Raw genomic sequence first — 16,413 nt, forward strand, 5'->3', positions numbered from 1 at the left:
CGCCCACAGATTTATTGTGACAGTGGGGCGACAAACGCCGACACCGTCACTATATGCGGCCCATATCGACCACCGCGATGGGATTCGCGATGCTCACCACGCATCCGTTTGATGACGACAAGCTGCGCGAAGAGTGCGGCGTTTTCGGGATTTGGGGCGCTGAAACCGCCGCCGCCATGGTAGCCCTGGGCCTGCACGCGCTGCAGCATCGGGGCCAGGAGGCGGCCGGGATCACGAGCTGGGATGGCCATGCCTTCCACACCCACAGGGCGATGGGCCATGTCGCCGGCAATTTCGATAAGGACGAGGTGATCCGCGGCCTGCCGGGCACGGTCGCCTGCGGTCATGTCCGCTACTCGACAACGGGCGAGACTGCGCTGCGCAACGTGCAGCCGCTGTTCGCCGAGCTGTCGTCGGGTGGCTTCGCTATCGCGCACAACGGCAATATCTCGAACGCGATGAAGCTCCGTCGGGAACTGGTCCGGGGCGGATCGATCTTCCAGTCGACCAGCGACACCGAGACGATCATCCATCTCGTCGCCATGTCGAAATACCGGACGCTGCTCGATCGCTTCATCGACGCGCTCAAGCAGGTCGAGGGCGCCTATTCGCTGATCTGCATGACGCCGGAGGGCATGATCGCCTGCCGCGATCCGCTCGGCATCCGTCCGCTGGTGCTCGGCCGGGTCGGCGACGCCTATATCTTCGCGTCGGAGACGGTCGCGCTCGACGTGGTCGGCGCCACCTTCATCCGCCAGGTCGAGCCGGGCGAGCTGGTAATCGTGTCGGAAGGCGGACTCCGCTCGATCCGGCCGTTCGCCGAGGTTCGCGCGCGGCCCTGCATCTTCGAGCATGTCTATTTCTCGCGCCCCGATTCGATCGTCGATGGCTCGTCGGTCTATTCGGTGCGCAAGCGGATCGGCGCCCAGCTCGCGATCGAGAATGGGGTCGAGGCCGATCTGGTGATTCCCGTCCCCGACTCGGGCACGCCCGCCGCGATCGGCTATGCCCAGCAATCGGGCATTCCGTTCGAGCTCGGCATCATCCGTTCGCACTATGTCGGCCGCACCTTCATCCAGCCCGGCGACCAGGTCCGCCACCTGGGCGTCAAGCTCAAGCACAACGCCAACCGCGCGCTGATCGACGGTCAGCGGCTCGTGCTGATCGACGACTCGATCGTTCGCGGCACCACCAGCGTGAAGATCCTCCAGATGCTCCGCGACGCCGGCGCGCGCGAGGTGCACCTTCGCATCGCCAGCCCGCCGACCCGGCACAGCTGCTTCTACGGCGTCGACACGCCCGAACGCGCCAAGCTGCTCGCCGCGCAGATGAACGTCGCCGAGATGGCCGCCTATATTGGCGCGGACAGCCTCGCCTTCCTGTCGATCGACGGCCTGTACAAGGCGCTCGGTGACGAAGGCCGGGTCGATCGCGCGCCGACCTTCTGTGACGCCTGCTTCACCGGCGACTATCCGACCCACCTCACCGACCATGAGGAACTGACCCCGACCGACCAGCTCGCCCTGCACGGCGAGCGCGTCGTCGCCTGATCCTCTCCACCGGGACCGAACCATGGACAAGCCATTTTCCGGCAAGCTCGCGCTCGTCACCGGCGCATCGCGCGGCATCGGCGCCGCGACCGCCGAGGCGCTGGGCGCCGCCGGCGCGCACGTCATCCTGACCGCGCGCACGGCCGGCGGGCTGGAGGAGGTCGAGGAGCGGATCCACGCGGCCGGCGGCAGCGCCACTATCGCCCCGCTCGACCTGGCCGAGAACGACAGCATCGCCCGACTGGCCGAGGCGATTGGCGGGCGCTGGCAGGCACTGGACATCCTCGTCCTCAACGCGGCGATGCTCGGCACGCTGGCGCCGGTGCCGGCGATCGACGCCAAGGAATTCGCCCGGCTGCTGACGCTCAACATCATGGCGCAGCAGCAGCTGATCGCCGCCTTCGATCCGCTGCTGCGGGCGAGCACGGCGGGCCGGGTGATCGGGCTGACCAGCACCGTCGCCCAGGCGCCGCGCGCTTATTGGGGCGCCTATGGCGCGTCCAAGGCCGCGCTCGAGACGCTGCTGCTCGCCTATGCCGAGGAAGTGGGCAAGATCAGCGCGATCCGGGTCGCCGTGGTCAATCCAGGCGCCACCGCGACCGCGATGCGGCAGAAGGCCTATCCAGGCGAGGATCAGGCGACGCTCAAGAGCCCGGCCGTCGTCGGCGCAGCACTCGCCAAGCTGATAGAGCAGGGCTTCGAGACCGGCCTGCGGACGACGATCGAGGGCTGAGGTTCGCTGCCATCATCCCGCGGAGGATGACGGTTGGATCCTGAACGAGTCCAGGATGACGCCGGCTCGGCTTCGACCATCGCGCGGTTTATCTGACCCGCTCACCCTGAGGAAGCATTGAGCGCAGTCGAAATGCCGTCTCGAAGGGGTGTTCAAGGCTCGAATATCCTTCGATACGGGCCTTCGCCAAGGCTCAGTCCCTACTCAGGATGAGCGGACGTGGTGCGCCAAATTAAACGCACGACGCTCTAGGCCTTCACCAGCGTCACCTGCGCCACGTCGATGCCGCCGCCGGCAAAGCCGCCCTCGCAATACATCAGGTAGAAGCGCCAGAGCTTGACGAAGGCCTCGTCGAAACCGGCAGGGAGCCGTCCCTCCGCGATCGCGCGGTCGAAATTCTCGCGCCAGCGCCGCAGCGTCTCCGAATAATGCAGCCCGAAGCGATGGCGGCTCGATGCCTCCCAGCGCAGCCCGGCCCTCTCAGCCGCCGCGCGGAAGCGGCTCTCGGAGATCAGCATGCCGCCGGGGAAGATATAGGTCTGGATGAAGTCGGCGTCGGTCCGATAGCTCTCGAAGATGTCGTCGTCGATCTCGATATACTGGATCGCCGCGCGGCCGCCCGGCTTCAGCGCGCGGGCGATCGCCTCCATATAGGTCGGCCAATATTTCTCGCCGACCGCCTCGACCATCTCGACGCTGGCGACCGCATCATATTGCTCGGGAACGTCGCGATAGTCGCGAATCTCGAAGCGGGCGCGCCCGGACAGTCCGGCGGCTGCGAGCCGCGCATCGGCATAGGCCTTCTGCTCGACCGACAGGGTGATGCCGGTGACGTCGGCGCCATAATCGGCGGCGGCGACCTCGGCGAGCCCACCCCATCCGCAGCCGATCTCGAGCAGCTTCGCGCCGGGCTTGAGGTCGAGCCGGTCGAGCAACGCGGTGATCTTGCGATGCTGCGCCCGTTCGAGCGGCTCGGCGGCGTCGATCGGTTCAGCGAACAAAGCCGACGAATAGCTCATCGTCCGGTCGAGCCATAGCTCGTAGAAGTCGTTGCCGAGGTCATAATGGAAGGCGATGTTGCGCCGGGCGTTGGTGCGGCTGTTCCGGCGGAAGGCGTGCCAGATCAGGTTGAAGAAGCGCAGCGGCCCCTGCGCGCGGCCGAGCTCGCCGAGCGGATGGCGATTGCGCATGAACAGGTCGAAGATCGGGACCGGATCGGGGCTGGTCCATTCACCCTCGGCCCAGCTGCGATACCAACCAACAGAACCGGCGGTGACGAGCCTGATCAGCGGGTTCCAGTTGCGCAGCTCAACGATAGCGACAGGCCCTGGCCCACGCCCGCCCAGCACCCGGAAGCTGCCGTCGGGCAGCGTCGCCTCGATCGCCCCTTCCTCAAGGCCCAGATCGATCCGATCGAGTAGCCGCTGGAAGCCCGGCGCGAGCAATCGCGCGATCCAGCTCGATCCCGTAGCGAAACGACGATCGGCAAGAAGGAGGTGCTGTCCCCGCACGGGCGGCTGCGCGTTCATCTGGTCTTGTCCGTCCTGTTCCCCAACCGGCCGATATAATGCCGCTTATATGGAGGCTTACGGCAGCGGAAGAAGCATTGTTGCAGGGGCGTCGACAAATTCCTGGCGGCGCCGGACGGCCTGCGGTGCTGCGATCAGCGGTCGGGCGTCGCCGGTGCCGCGCCCTTCGCTCCGTCCAGTCGCGGCGGATAGGCGGCGCGGTGGAGAACCGCGATGCGATCGGCATCGGGCAAGGCGCGGAGCAGCGCCAGCAGCCGATCGTTCTGCCGGGTCCGCAACTCGCTCATCAACGCCTCCTCGCGCCGCAGCAGCGGCTCGAGCGTTTCGACGTCGACCGTGGTCCCGGCGATGATCTGCGCCTTCTGCTGACGGATCGTCATGATCTCGGCCTGGATTTCCTTCAGGCGCGGATCGGGCGACAGCACCCGTGCGGCGATCGCGCGCCCTTCGGGCGACAGGCCGCCGGCCGCGGCAGCGGCAGCGGCAGCGGCGGGTGCCGGCTTGGCCGGGGTCGGCGCGGCCATCGCGGCGGCCGGCGCGGCAAGGAACAAAGCGACCAACATCGTGCCACGCATCATCGGACCACCCTTCCCCTGCTCTCTCAGCCGAGCCCCATCAGGCTCAGTACTTCCTTACGGCTTCGATCGTCGTCGCGGAAGACGCCCATCATGCGGCTGGTCGTCATCCCGACACCGGGGGTGCGGACGCCGCGCGCCGTCATGCAGGCATGGGTCGCGTGGATGACCACGGCAACGCCCAGCGGCTCCAGGTTCGTCCAGATGCAATCGGCGATTTCGGCGGTCAGCCGCTCCTGGATCTGCAGCCGGCGGGCGAAGCCGTGCAGCACCCGTGCGAGCTTGGATATGCCGACCACGCGGCTGTGCGGCAGATAGGCGATGTGCGCATGGCCGATGATCGGCGCCATATGATGCTCGCAATGCGACTGGAACGGGATGTCGCGCAGCAGGACGATCTCGTCATAGCCGCCGACCTCCTCGAAGGTCCGGCTGAGATGGACCGAGGGGTCCTCGTCATAACCCTGGCAATATTCCTTCCAGGCGCGGCCGACGCGCGACGGCGTGTCGAGCAGGCCTTCCCGATCGGGATTGTCGCCCGACCAGCGGATCAGGGTACGGATCGCCTCCTGAACGTCTTCCGGCACCACGATCTTCCCCTTGGGCGTCCCGTGCAGCGCTTCGTCATCGTCACCGAGTATCGACATTCCGCATCCCGTCCTTCCTGTTTCGCGTCCGCCTAACGCATGCCGCGTTGGAATGTAAACGTCGGCGCGGCCTCTTGCGGCTGATTTCCGGCTCCCTGCGCATGCTGGATAAAGGCGGCCGAACCCTGTAGCGAGCGGGCTTGCTGCAACCGAGGACGGGCTGATGGGCGACGACGATTATATCTATGATGAATCCACCGGCGAATGGATCAGCGCCGCCGAAGCCGGGGCCGCCGCGGGCGCCGCGACCCACGCGGTCGAGGTCCGCGACTCGGTCGGCAACCTCCTCGCCGATGGCGACAGCGTGACGCTGATCAAGGACCTGAAGGTCAAGGGCACCAGCCAAACCCTCAAGCGTGGCACCGTGATCAAGTCGATCCGCCTGACCGGCGACGAACAGGAGATCGATTGCCGTTTCGAAGGCATAAAGGGCTTGGTGCTGCGCGCGGAGTTCGTCCGGAAGAGGTGAGCCTTCTTTCACCGAGGTGACGATCGAAGCCTTCACCCCGCGACAGCCTCGGCCGGCCCCGAATCGTTCGCGGCGGGCCGGCCGCCGCCGATCGCGGCGATGTCGAACGGAGTCGTCCGGTAGATCTCGTTGATCCAGTTGCCGAACAGCAGATGGGCATGGCCGCGCCAGCGATTCTCGGGCGGCCGGGCCGGATCGTCGCCGGGGAAATAGCCCACCGGCAGCGGTCCCTTCCCGTCGCGGAGAAATTCGTCGGCAAGGGTCCGCGTGTCATATTCGATATGGTTGAACATGTGGAGCGACCGGTGCGCCGGATCGTCGAGCAGGCACGGCCCTGTCTCGGCACTGTCGAGCAGCGTCTTAAGGCCGCTGTCGTCCGGGATGTCCGACTGCCGGACCTCGGCCCAGCGCGAGACCGGGATACAAGGATCGTCGGAGAAGCCGCGCAAATAGGGCGACGCCGGCGCCAAGTTGCGATGACGGAACAGACCGAACGCCTTGCCGGGCAGCAGATGCTTGGGCACGCCGTGGAAATGATAGAGCGCCGCCTGCGCCGCCCAGCAGATGGTGAAGCTGCTGTGGACATGGGTCTGGGTCCAGTCGAGCACACGGCACAGCTCCGGCCAATAGCCGACCTCCTCGAACGGCAGATGCTCGACCGGGGCGCCGGTGATGACGAAGCCGTCGAACCGTTCGTCGTGCACTTCGGCCCAGGGGCGGTAGAAGGCCGCCATATGGTCGGCGGAGGTATGGCGCGCGACATGGTCGGTCATCCGCACCAGCGTGAGTTCGACCTGCAACGGCGTCGCGCCGAGCAGCCGGGCGATCTGCGTTTCGGTGCTGATCTTGTTCGGCATCAGGTTGAGCAGGCCGATCCGCAGCGGCCTGATATCCTGCCGCACGGCATCGGTACGGCGCATCACGACGACGCCCTCCTGTTCGAGGATGGGCCGGGCAGGAAGGTCGTCGGGAATCTTGATCGGCACGTCACGTCGTTCCTTGTCGGACGGGTCGACGCGATGGGCTTGGTCCGCTTGGTTGCCGGATCGGCCACATCCTCCCTGGCGGGAGCGCCACCTTGCCCGGATCGGCAGGTTGGCGTTGGGCGCCGGCCCAACTCTTGATGCTGTATTCTCCCTAGGCGCGGGAATGCCGCTTGGCAATCCCCGGCCCGCGTTCAGGCGGCGGCGGCGCCCGGCCGGACCGTGTCATGCTCCTCGGCCAGCGCCTGGACCAGCGGCTGGAGCCGGCGGTCATAGCGCGCAAGCACGTCGGGCGCGCCGACCTGGGCATGGTGGGTGACGAAGCCCTCGCCGGTCCACAGGTGGAGCGCGACGCCGGGCTGTTCGGCGACGATCATCGGCCGCTCGTCGGGACGCTGGGGGTCGATCGGCGCCATCTCCAGCGCGACCTGCGGCGCGGTCGACGGCGCTACCGCCAGCATACGACCATGCCAGCGGGTGGTGATCGAGCGGTGGATGTGGCCCGAGATCATCGTCACGTCGGGCCGGTCGCCGATCGCCTTGTCGAGCATCACCACCCAGGGTTCGGTCTGGTGCGCGGTCATCCAGGGGATACCGGTCTCGATCGGCGGATGATGGAGAACGATCAGCACCGGCTTGCCCGGCACCTCCGCAAGGCGTGCCTTGAGCCAGCCCGCGCGGCGATGGCCGAAAGCACCGCCATGATGGCCGGGGTCGAGCGTGTCGAGGACGATGATCCGCACCTCGGGCTCGTCGATCACATATTGGACGAAGCCGTCCTCGACCGGCAGGTCGGGAAAGACCTGCTTCATCGCGGCGCGGTCGTCATGGTTGCCGACGCACAGGTGGACCGGAAAACCGCAGCCGTCGACCAGGCCCTTGAGCCGTTCGTAGCTTGCCACGTCGCCATGGTCGGTGAGGTCGCCGGTCAGGAACAGCCGGTCGGGTACGACCGACAGGCCCTTCACATAGTCGATCGCCGCCGCGACCCGATGAAAGTTGAGCTCGTCGGGATTCTCGAGATCGAAGCCGATATGCAGGTCGGTCAGTTGCGCGATCAGCATGACTTGGTCCCTTGCGCTCCGCCGGTAAGAACACCCCCGGCCCCCCAACGGTCCATCATCAGACCACCTGCTGGCACCGACTGCTGTGATTTCCTACACAACGGATCGTAAAAAGCGGTAAACCGGGGCTTAAATACCGGTACCTGCCTGCTTCAGCGCCTTCTCCCGGATATGTTCGACCGCCTTGCCGCGAGCGCGGTTGTCGCGGACCATCAGCGGAGCGAAGTCGTTCCGGTGATAATCGTGGCACATCGCGCAGGCCGACGGCACTTCCTTGTGCGCGTCCTGGCCGCCATGACATTCCTGACATTTGGCCAGCTTCGGCAGGTTCACGTCCGACGCCAGCTTGGAGCCCTTCACCGCATGGCAGCTCGCGCAGCTCTCGGTGTCGTGGGCGGCATGGTCGAACCAGCCCTTCATCATGTAGCGTCGGCTGAGTGCAACCGGGGTGACCGCGAAAGGCGTCGTCGGATTTCCGGTCGCACGCACGGTATGGCAATCGAAACAGGCCCCGCCCTTCGAGAAGACCGCGCGGATCGCCTGGTCGGCATTGCCGATGTGCATCGCGCTCGTCTGTGCGAAGCTGGCGCGCTGCGCGGCGCTGGCGAAGTCGCCCGGACGGCGGCGATCCATGCCTTGCAGCGCGGGATTGCGCGGGGCACCGGCGCGATAGAAGGCACGGATGTCGGCGACGACCTGAGCCGGATCGCCATGCCGCAGGGTGCGGATCGTGCCGCCGACCTGATCGAAGGCGAGCGAATGGCAGGCGCCGCAGGCCGGCTCCATCTTCACCGCGACGAAGCTCGATCCGGTCGCGTCACGGGTGTGGCAGTTGGCGCAGTCGAGCGGCGCGCCATAGCCTTCGGCCTTGCCCAGCGTCTTCGCCATCTGAGCCACGCCGTTGGTGGTCGACAGGTGAAGATCGTGCGGGAATTTCAGGCCGTTGTCCTCCTTCGGGTTCGCATCGAGCGAGACGCGGCGGAAGGACGGCACGCCGTTCGGCCCGGCAAAGCGGATCGTCGGCTCGAACTGCGGATGATGCTCGCCGAAATCGGCGGCGTCCTTGAGCGCGGTATCGATCCGCTTGCTCATGTCCTCATGGCAATTGGTGCAGAAACGCTCGTCGGTCACCGGCATCGCCGTCTGGCCCTGATGCTCGGTATGGCACTCGACGCAGCGGCCGGGCTGGATGCCGAATATACCGCCGACGAACTGCTTGGTGCCGTCGACGATGCCGGGCGAGCCCTTGGCCTCGAGCAGCTTGGCCTTGTCGGCATGGTCGTGGACCTTGGTGTGACAGGCGACGCAGGCCGTGTCGCGCACCGATTCGCCGGCCTTCACATGGCAGGCCTGGCAATTATTCTCGAGGCTGCGATGGACCTGCGACAGCTTGCCCGACGTCCACAGCTCATCGGCATGGAACGCGACCTTGCGGCTATTGTCGGTCGGCTGGGTGTGGATCGACACCAGCGGCCAGGCAAGGAAGATCGCGAGCACCAGCAGCACCCCGGCCCAGGCCATGATGCGCCGGCTCGGCAGCACCGAGGCCAGCGAGAAGACCCGCGCCTCTTCCTTCTCCTCGGACGCGTTGGAGATGGCGCCGACGCGCTCGACGGTGATGACGACTGCGCCCTTCTCGTCGCCCTCGCCCGGCTCGACCGAAAGCGAGTGGCTGCCGATGCGGATATTGGCGCCCGGCGAAGCAGAGAAGCGCTCATGCTCGGTCGACTTGCCGTCGACGAGGAAGGGCATGCCGGCGGTCGCGACGATCTCGACGGCGCCGCCCGCGGCGGTGCGGATCACCGCATGGTTCAGCGCCACCGCCAGGTCGGGCAGGTGGATGTCGCTCGACGGGCTGCGGCCGATGCTCAGCTCGGCCTTGTCGAAGCTCTTGGGGCGAACGATGTCCCGCCCGTCGGCGGTGCGCGCTACCGTGCGAACGATGAAGCTCATCTGCGCGTTCTCACCAATAATAGAAGACGGAGACGATGTGGACGAACAGCGCCGCGATCAGCGCGAAGGTCAGCGGGATATGGAGATAGAGCCATACCTCCAGCAGCGCCTTCAGCCGCAGATGCTTGCGGATGCGCGACAGCGACGATCGCTTGCGTTCCAGCAGCACCTCGACATGGTCGTAGGGATCGGCCGCGGCCTCCTTGCGCCCCGGATGCGCGCGCACCGCGGCCAGCGCCGCGCGCGTCCCGCACTTGCGGTAGTGGCCGGTCAGCCGTGCGATCAGGCCGCCGCCGAACGGATCGTCGTCGAGCGCCATCCGGACGATCGCCGCCCCCTCGGCGTCGAGCGGCTGCGCCGCCTCGTTGAGCTGGCGGTCGATCATCCGCAGATTGTCGAGCATCTGGACCTGGGTCGTCTCGCCCCGGTTGGCCGACAGCGCCTGGGGCAGCATCGCGTAGGTGGCGATACCGAACACGCCCGAGGCGATGACGATCATCATCAGCGCATAGGCGAGCGTATGGACATTCCACCCGAAGTCGAAGCCGGTGTGCAGCGTCGCGATGACGATCAGCGACAGGCCCAGATAGACATGGGCCGAGGTCCAGCTCTTCAGCGACCAGCGCCCCGGCGTGATCGCGCGCTTGCGGACGCCGAGCATCGTCAGCCACAGGATCAGGAGGACACCGATCGTACCGGTGGTATAGCCGTAGATGCTCCCGCCATTGGGCTTCGGCTGGACGTCGTTGAAGGCGTAGATCAGCAGCGCCACCGCGCTGATCCCCAGCGCGATCTTGAGCCATTTATAGCTCTGGTAGCGCAGGAACCCCTCATGCTCGGAGGCGCGCTCGCGACCCGTGGTCGCCTGCCGTAGCGATTTGCTGGCCATCAGGCGTCGTCCCGTTGCAGCCGGGCGACCGTCAGGAATTCCTCGGGCGCGACGCGGATCGCCGCCCCCGTCGGACAGGCGCGGACGCAGCTCGGGCCGCCCTCGATACCCGAGCACATGTCGCACTTGACCGCGCGTTTCGCCTTTTCGACACCGGGCGTCGCATTGGCATAAGCCCAGTCATGGCTGGGCTCCCCCGGTCCCGGTCCCTGCCCGAACAGGAACCATTTCCACAGGGAAGGCTTCCGCGGCGGCTCCTTCTCCATGCGGATCACGCCATAGGGGCAGTTCCGCTGGCAGTTGCCACAGCCGATGCAGGTGTCATCGATGTAGACCTCGCCGTCCTGGCCGCGGTGGATCGCGGTCGGCGGGCAGTCGGCCATGCAGTGCGGATGCTCGCAATGCCGGCAGCTCGTCGGCACGTGGAGATGCGCGAAGGTGCGGCCCGCCTCGCGGTCGAGCCGTGAAATGCCTTCATGGCTGTCGGCGCAGGCCTTCTCGCAATTGTCGCAACCGACGCAGAGATTCTCGTCGATCAGCAGCACGTCGGTCGCCTCGCCGACACCGTTGTCGACGAGGAAATTGGCGACCGAACTGTACATGTCGACGACGGTGGCGAAGCTGTCCTTCTTCGCCTCGATGAACGAGGCGAGGTCCTCGCGCTCGCCGATCGCCACCTTCGCCCTGGCAAAAAATTCGGGCTTGGCCTCGAGCAGCCGTCGAAACGCCTCGCCGCCGAGCTTGATCACTTCCGACTTGACCGCGGCGCGGACGGTCTGCTTGCGGATGCCGTTGTCGAACAGCTCGAGCTCGCCGACATAATTGCCGGCGGGGACATAGGAGAGGAACACCGGCTTGCCGCCGATCGACTTCTCGACGACCACCGACCCCGAACGGATCACATAGACGTCATTGCCTTCCTCGCCCTCGCGGAAGATCGCCTCGCCGGCGCGGACGCCCTTGATCTCGGCGGTTTCCAGTACCTCGGCGAGGTCGGCGGGCTGAAGGCCCGACTGCCACATCTGAAGGAGCTGGCGTTCGGTCGAGATGCGGGTGACGGCGCGCTTCACGCCCGGCACCGACGCCATCAGCTTGAGGATCGCGTTGCGGGGAATCTCGACCACGATCGTTTCGGCTATCGAGCGGATCGTCGAGCCGCGGCGGCGGCCCGAAACGAGGCCAACCTCGCCGAAGATCGAACCTTCGGGGATGACGATCCCTGTCGACCGCCCATCGGGCAGCGGAATATCCACCGACCCCTGGGCGATGCAGAACAGCGACGATCCCGGCGCATTCTTCTCGAAGATGATGTCGTTCTTGCCGTAGTAGCGGACCTCGGAGTCGAGCATGAACTCGCGCATCTGCAGCGGCGACAGATCGTTGAGGATCTGGACGTTGGTGCGGATGAACTCCAGCCACTCGTCGACTGACTTCTTCACCGGCAGGTTGACGAACTTGCCTTCGAGGATCGGCTCGTCGGCCGGCTTCAGGGCGGTGTTGCCGTTGATGAACTCGACGACGTCATAGCCCTGGTTCATGCAATGCTTGATCAGCGGATAGCCGGCCAGAGCGCCGATCACGTAGATGCCCGCGTTGGTGGTCTCGAACTGCGGCGACAGCGTCGGGAAGGCCTCGCGGTCCGGGCTGGTGAATTCGATCCCGCATTCCTCGATGAACTTGCGCGGCGCGGCCGAGCCCATGCGCGCGATCACGCGGTCGCAGCGGATGCGCGCTTCACCGTCGCGGGTATCGAGGACCAGATGCCCTGCCTCGAGCCGATTCGGCGAGGTGTCGGTCATCACGTTGATCCGCCCCTCGTCGCGCGCCTGCATCAGCAGCTTGACGTTGGCGCCCTTGGCACGGCTGAAATCGGCGCCGCGGTTGAGGATGGTGACGATGTTCCCCTGCGCGACGTCCTGCGCCAGGCCCAGCGCATTCTCGATGCCGGCGTCGCCCGAGCCGACCACGGTGATATGCTCGTCGACATATTCGCCGGGATCGTCGAGCTGATACTGGACGTGGATGCCGCTGGTCTCGATGCCCGGCGCGCGCAGCAGGTTCGGGTTGCCCTGCGTACCGATCGCCAGGATGATCGTCTCGGCCCGGATCTCGGTCTTGTCGGTCAGGGTAAGGACGAAGGCGCCCTTCTGCCCCGTGATCGCCTTCACCTCGCTGTTGAAGCGAACGTTCACCTTGTGGGCGGCGGTCTGCTCGTCCCAGATGCCGAGGATCTTCTCGCGCTTCCCCGCATCGAAATCGACGTCCGAGCGCAGCACGAGCTGGCTCGGCGTCGCCATGACGTGCTTGCCCTTCTGATATTTGAAGATCGTATCGGAAAGATGGTCGGTCTTTTCGAGCAGGACGTGCGAAATGCCGAGCTTGGCCGCGTGAGCCGCAGCGCTCATCCCCGCCGGCCCCGAGCCAACGATGGCAATACGGTAGGTATCCGCCACTGATTCCCCCTGCCCCGTTTCACCGCCGCCGAGCAAGCGGCCGTCATTAGACCCCAAATTTCGCGCATGCCCCTGCGACGACGCGTGAATTTAGTGTCTGCCCCGTCCCTACTCTATCAGCTTCGACGCGTTCCGCTAGACTTTCGTTACATTTGGTTATCAAAGGCCACTACGCTCAATTGCGGAGAGAAATGTGACGAAGGACACCACCGCGAACAAAGGTCTCTCGCTGCCCTTCGCGCGGATCGCGCTGATCCTCGCCGCGCTGATCGCCCTGGCGGCGGTCGTCCTGGCGGTCACGCGGTCGCGGTCGGGAATCGAGGAAACAGCCGCGTCCGGCGGCGAGGGTGCCGGCCCGGTCGGAGATGTCGGATCGATGGTCGCCGGGCTCGAAAAGCGGCTCCAAGACAATCCGGACGACTTCAAGGGCTGGGCGACGCTCGGCTGGTCCTATTACAATCTCGGCCGCTATGCCGACGCCACCCAGGCCTATGCCAAGGCGACCAAGCTCGATCCGTCCAACGCGGAGATGTGGTCGGCGCTCGGCGAAGTCCAGCTCCTCTCGGGCCCCGGCGGGGTCACCCCGGCGGCGGAGGCCTCGTTCCGCAAGGCGCTGTCGATCGACCCGACCGATCATCGCGCCCGTTATTTCCTGGCGGTGAAGAAGGATCAGGACGGCGATCACAAGGGCGCGATCGACGACTGGATCGCCATTCTGAAGGACAGCCCCGCCGGCGCGCCCTGGGAAGGCCCGGTCCGCGACCTGATCGCCAAGGTCTCTGCCGAGCACAAGATCGACGTGGCCGGCCGCGTGCCGCCGCCTTCCGCGCCCCAGCAGGCGGCCTCGGCCGCGCCGACGACCGGCGGCGACAGCGTCGCGACCGCCGGCATCCCCGGCCCGAGCGCCGCCGACCTGAAGGCTGCGACCGCCATGACGCCGTCGCAGCAGGACGAGCTCGCGCGTTCGATGGTTGCCCGTCTCGCCGCCCGGCTGGAACAGAACCCGCGCGACGCCGATCGCTGGATCATGCTGATGCGCTCGCGGATGATGCTCAACGATCCCACCGGCGCCAGGGAAGCGCTCGCCAGGGCGAAGGCGGTGTTCAAGGACGATGCGGGCCAGATCGCCCGCTTCGACGAGGCCGCGAAGACGCTGGGCGTGGAGCGCTGAGCATCCCCCTGCCGCCCTATCCTTCTTCCGTCAGCCCGGCGGAGGCCGGGATTTCGGGAGAGGTTTGCCCGCTCACCTCCTGAGACTCCGGCCTCAGCCGGGATGACGTCAAGACAAAAGGGCCGCCGGATCGCTCCGGCGGCCCTTCTTCATTCGGGATATCCTATCGGATCAGGCGGCGTCGCCGGCCTTTTCCTTGTTCTTCTTGGTGAAGACGCGGACCGGGTCCTTGCGGCCCTCGACCACGTCCTTGTCGACCATGATCTCGTCTACGCCGTCCATGGACGGCAGGTCGAACATCGTGTCGAGCAGCAGCCCTTCGAGGATCGACCGCAGGCCGCGTGCGCCGGTCTTGCGGGTGATCGCCTTGCGGGCGATCGCGACCAGCGCATCGTCGGTGAAGCCGAGCTTGACGCCCTCCATGTCGAACAGCTTCTGATACTGCTTGACCAGCGCGTTCTTCGGCGCGGTCAGGATCTCGACCAGTGCGGCCTCGTCGAGGTCCATCAGCGTCGCGATCACCGGCAGGCGGCCAACGAATTCGGGGATCAGGCCGAACTTGAGCAGATCCTCCGGCTCGCACTGCTGAAGGGTTTCGCCGGTGCGGCGTTCCTCGGGCGCGGCGACATAGGCGCCGAAGCCGATCGACTTGCCCTGGAGACGATCGCCGATGATCTTCTCCAAGCCTGCGAAGGCGCCGCCGCAGATGAACAGGATGTTGGTCGTGTCGACCTGCAGAAACTCCTGCTGCGGATGCTTGCGGCCGCCCTGCGGGGGCACGCTCGCGGTGGTGCCCTCCATCAGCTTGAGCAGCGCCTGCTGGACGCCCTCGCCCGATACGTCGCGGGTGATCGAGGGATTGTCGGCCTTGCGGCTGATCTTGTCGATCTCGTCGATGTAGACGATGCCGCGCTGCGCCCGCTCGACATTATAGTCGGAGGCCTGGAGCAGCTTGAGGATGATGTTCTCGACATCCTCGCCGACATAGCCTGCCTCGGTCAGCGTGGTGGCGTCGGCCATGGTGAACGGCACGTCGAGCAGCCGCGCCATCGTCTGGGCGAGCAGCGTCTTGCCCGATCCGGTCGGGCCGACAAGCAGGATGTTGGACTTCGCCAGCTCGACGTCGGCACCCTTGGCACCGTGGTTGAGCCGCTTGTAATGGTTGTGCACCGCGACCGAAAGGACGCGCTTGGCCTTCGCCTGGCCGATCACATATTGGTCGAGATGCTCGCAGATTTCGTGGGGGGTCGGGACCCCGCCGTCCTTCTTGCTGACGAGCGCGCCCTTCGTCTCCTCACGGATGATATCGTTGCAGAGCTCGACGCACTCGTCGCAGATGAACACGGTCGGGCCAGCGATCAGCTTGCGGACCTCGTGCTGCGACTTGCCGCAGAAGGAGCAGTAAAGCGTGCTCTTCGAGTCGCCGCCGGTCAACTTCGTCATAAACTAGATCCTGACTCCACTAGGGATCGAACGCATCCTAAACATGTCCTCCCCCTTCTCACAACCATCTTGAGAAGCGATGAAGAAGGAGGTGGTTCCCACGGATATGGGAAGCCGTTTTCCGGGTGCAACCTGACCGCATCCACGCGCCATGGCCGGATCGGCGGCCGTGCGCCCATGCTGCGGAAACCTGAACGACTCGGCGGGCCGCGACGCGCAGGACGCGCCCCTCCCCGTCGGGGAAGAGCGCGTCCCGGTCATGCGCATGATCCGATGCCGGCCGATCAGGCGGCGATCGCCTCGTCGGCGGGGGTCGGACGCTTGTCGAACACCTCGTCGATCAGGCCGAAAGCCTTGGCCTCGTCGGCCTCGAGGAACTTGTCGCGGTCCATCGCCGCCTCGATCGCCTCTATCGGCTGCTTGGTGTACTTCGCATAGAGCGCGTTGAGCCGATGACGCATGCGCAGGATCTCGCGTGCCTGTATCTCGATATCAGCCGCCATGCCCTGGGCGCCGCCCGACGGCTGATGGACCATGATCCGGCTGTTGGTGAGCGCTACGCGCATGCCCGGTTCGCCGGCCGCGAGCAGGAAGCTGCCCATCGAGGCCGCCTGGCCGATACAGACCGTACCGACGCGCGGGCGGATGTACTGCATCGTATCGTGGATCGCGAGGCCGGCCGTCACCACGCCGCCCGGCGAGTTGATGTACATGAAGATGTCCTTCTTCGGATTCTCCGATTCGAGGAACAGCAACTGGGCGGTGATGAGCGACGCCATATGGTCCTCGACCTGGCCGGTCACGAAGATGATCCGCTCGCGCAGGAGGCGCGAATAAATGTCGAAGCTGCGCTCGCCGCGGTTCGACTGCTCGATCACGACGGGGACCAGGGCGCCGGTTTCCGGGTTCAGGAACTCACCGGTTTCGAAGGGATTCTGCATGGGAAGGTCTGGT

Annotated in this window: 14 protein-coding genes and 1 riboswitch; of the genes, 4 read left to right on the plus strand and 10 right to left on the minus strand. The window is 66.0% G+C overall.

All coding sequences use genetic code 11. The annotated features are described in order from the left end of the window. The first annotated feature begins 89 nt into the window (after positions 1-89). Complete coding sequence (gene purF, locus B5X82_RS17835; protein ID WP_079649601.1) at positions 90-1,550, plus strand: amidophosphoribosyltransferase; 1,461 nt, start codon at positions 90-92, stop codon at positions 1,548-1,550. A gap of 22 nt (positions 1,551-1,572) precedes the next feature. Next, positions 1,573-2,283, plus strand: a complete 711-nt coding sequence (locus B5X82_RS17840) for an SDR family NAD(P)-dependent oxidoreductase (protein ID WP_079649523.1) — start codon at positions 1,573-1,575, stop codon at positions 2,281-2,283. A 248-nt stretch (positions 2,284-2,531) separates the two neighbouring features. Here the strand turns inward: B5X82_RS17840 and B5X82_RS17845 are convergent, their stop codons facing one another. The 3 genes from B5X82_RS17845 to folE form a co-directional block, all read right to left on the minus strand. After that, positions 2,532-3,812, minus strand: a complete 1,281-nt coding sequence (locus B5X82_RS17845) for an SAM-dependent methyltransferase (protein ID WP_079649524.1) — start codon at positions 3,810-3,812, stop codon at positions 2,532-2,534. A gap of 134 nt (positions 3,813-3,946) precedes the next feature. After that, entirely contained in the window at positions 3,947-4,390 is a 444-nt protein-coding gene (locus B5X82_RS17850) for a hypothetical protein (RefSeq protein ID WP_079649525.1), read from the minus strand. Between the two features lie 23 nt (positions 4,391-4,413). Continuing rightward, positions 4,414-5,034 carry a GTP cyclohydrolase I FolE gene (folE, locus tag B5X82_RS17855; RefSeq protein ID WP_079649526.1) on the minus strand — a complete coding sequence of 207 codons (621 nt, stop codon included), beginning with the start codon at positions 5,032-5,034 and terminating at the stop codon, positions 4,414-4,416. A gap of 163 nt (positions 5,035-5,197) precedes the next feature. On the opposite strand from folE, the gene B5X82_RS17860 reads away from it, so the two are divergent. Then, a complete protein-coding gene (locus B5X82_RS17860; protein ID WP_079649527.1) occupies positions 5,198-5,503 on the plus strand; it encodes an alkylphosphonate utilization protein in 306 nt (101 codons plus the stop codon). A 32-nt stretch (positions 5,504-5,535) separates the two neighbouring features. Here B5X82_RS17860 and B5X82_RS17865 read toward each other — a convergent pair whose 3' ends face one another. From B5X82_RS17865 to B5X82_RS17885, 5 genes are all read right to left on the minus strand, one after another. Beyond that, positions 5,536-6,489 (minus strand): homoserine O-succinyltransferase, encoded by a 954-nt coding sequence (locus B5X82_RS17865; RefSeq protein ID WP_079649528.1) that lies wholly within the window; start codon positions 6,487-6,489, stop codon positions 5,536-5,538. A 38-nt stretch (positions 6,490-6,527) separates the two neighbouring features. Then, positions 6,528-6,635, minus strand: a riboswitch (SAM-I-IV-variant riboswitch). A gap of 45 nt (positions 6,636-6,680) precedes the next feature. Next, the gene (locus tag B5X82_RS17870; protein WP_079649529.1) at positions 6,681-7,550 is read right to left on the minus strand and encodes a metallophosphoesterase; all 870 of its coding nucleotides are present in this window, start codon (positions 7,548-7,550) and stop codon (positions 6,681-6,683) included. A 129-nt stretch (positions 7,551-7,679) separates the two neighbouring features. Then, entirely contained in the window at positions 7,680-9,503 is a 1,824-nt protein-coding gene (locus tag B5X82_RS17875; RefSeq protein WP_079649530.1) for a cytochrome c3 family protein, read from the minus strand. Between the two features lie 10 nt (positions 9,504-9,513). Next, entirely contained in the window at positions 9,514-10,392 is an 879-nt protein-coding gene (locus B5X82_RS17880; protein WP_079649531.1) for a hypothetical protein, read from the minus strand. Beyond that, positions 10,392-12,845 carry a cyclic nucleotide-binding domain-containing protein gene (locus B5X82_RS17885; RefSeq protein WP_079649532.1) on the minus strand — a complete coding sequence of 818 codons (2,454 nt, stop codon included), beginning with the start codon at positions 12,843-12,845 and terminating at the stop codon, positions 10,392-10,394. The genes B5X82_RS17880 and B5X82_RS17885 overlap by 1 nt, the downstream gene beginning before the upstream one ends. A gap of 193 nt (positions 12,846-13,038) precedes the next feature. On the opposite strand from B5X82_RS17885, the gene B5X82_RS17890 reads away from it, so the two are divergent. Beyond that, positions 13,039-14,016 (plus strand): tetratricopeptide repeat protein, encoded by a 978-nt coding sequence (locus B5X82_RS17890; RefSeq protein WP_079649533.1) that lies wholly within the window; start codon positions 13,039-13,041, stop codon positions 14,014-14,016. A 171-nt stretch (positions 14,017-14,187) separates the two neighbouring features. Here B5X82_RS17890 and clpX read toward each other — a convergent pair whose 3' ends face one another. Further along, entirely contained in the window at positions 14,188-15,459 is a 1,272-nt protein-coding gene (gene clpX, locus B5X82_RS17895) for an ATP-dependent Clp protease ATP-binding subunit ClpX (protein ID WP_047165695.1), read from the minus strand. A gap of 284 nt (positions 15,460-15,743) precedes the next feature. After that, the gene (locus B5X82_RS17900; RefSeq protein ID WP_079649534.1) at positions 15,744-16,400 is read right to left on the minus strand and encodes an ATP-dependent Clp protease proteolytic subunit; all 657 of its coding nucleotides are present in this window, start codon (positions 16,398-16,400) and stop codon (positions 15,744-15,746) included. Positions 16,401-16,413: the final 13 nt, after the last annotated feature.

The organism is Rhizorhabdus histidinilytica, from assembly GCF_900167915.1.
GTDB lineage: Bacteria > Pseudomonadota > Alphaproteobacteria > Sphingomonadales > Sphingomonadaceae > Rhizorhabdus > Rhizorhabdus histidinilytica.

Bases quoted from the DNA above. Each gene is read 5' to 3' on its own strand.
- purF (WP_079649601.1), top strand. From the start codon at position 90: ATGCTCACCACGCATCCGTTTGATGACGACAAGCTGCGCGAAGAGTGC.
- B5X82_RS17840 (WP_079649523.1), top strand. From the start codon at position 1,573: ATGGACAAGCCATTTTCCGGCAAGCTCGCGCTCGTCACCGGCGCATCG.
- B5X82_RS17845 (WP_079649524.1), bottom strand. From the start codon at position 3,812: ATGAACGCGCAGCCGCCCGTGCGGGGACAGCACCTCCTTCTTGCCGAT.
- B5X82_RS17850 (WP_079649525.1), bottom strand. From the start codon at position 4,390: ATGATGCGTGGCACGATGTTGGTCGCTTTGTTCCTTGCCGCGCCGGCC.
- folE (WP_079649526.1), bottom strand. From the start codon at position 5,034: ATGTCGATACTCGGTGACGATGACGAAGCGCTGCACGGGACGCCCAAG.
- B5X82_RS17860 (WP_079649527.1), top strand. From the start codon at position 5,198: ATGGGCGACGACGATTATATCTATGATGAATCCACCGGCGAATGGATC.
- B5X82_RS17870 (WP_079649529.1), bottom strand. From the start codon at position 7,550: ATGCTGATCGCGCAACTGACCGACCTGCATATCGGCTTCGATCTCGAG.
- B5X82_RS17875 (WP_079649530.1), bottom strand. From the start codon at position 9,503: ATGAGCTTCATCGTTCGCACGGTAGCGCGCACCGCCGACGGGCGGGAC.
- B5X82_RS17880 (WP_079649531.1), bottom strand. From the start codon at position 10,392: ATGGCCAGCAAATCGCTACGGCAGGCGACCACGGGTCGCGAGCGCGCC.
- clpX (WP_047165695.1), bottom strand. From the start codon at position 15,459: ATGACGAAGTTGACCGGCGGCGACTCGAAGAGCACGCTTTACTGCTCC.
- B5X82_RS17900 (WP_079649534.1), bottom strand. From the start codon at position 16,400: ATGCAGAATCCCTTCGAAACCGGTGAGTTCCTGAACCCGGAAACCGGC.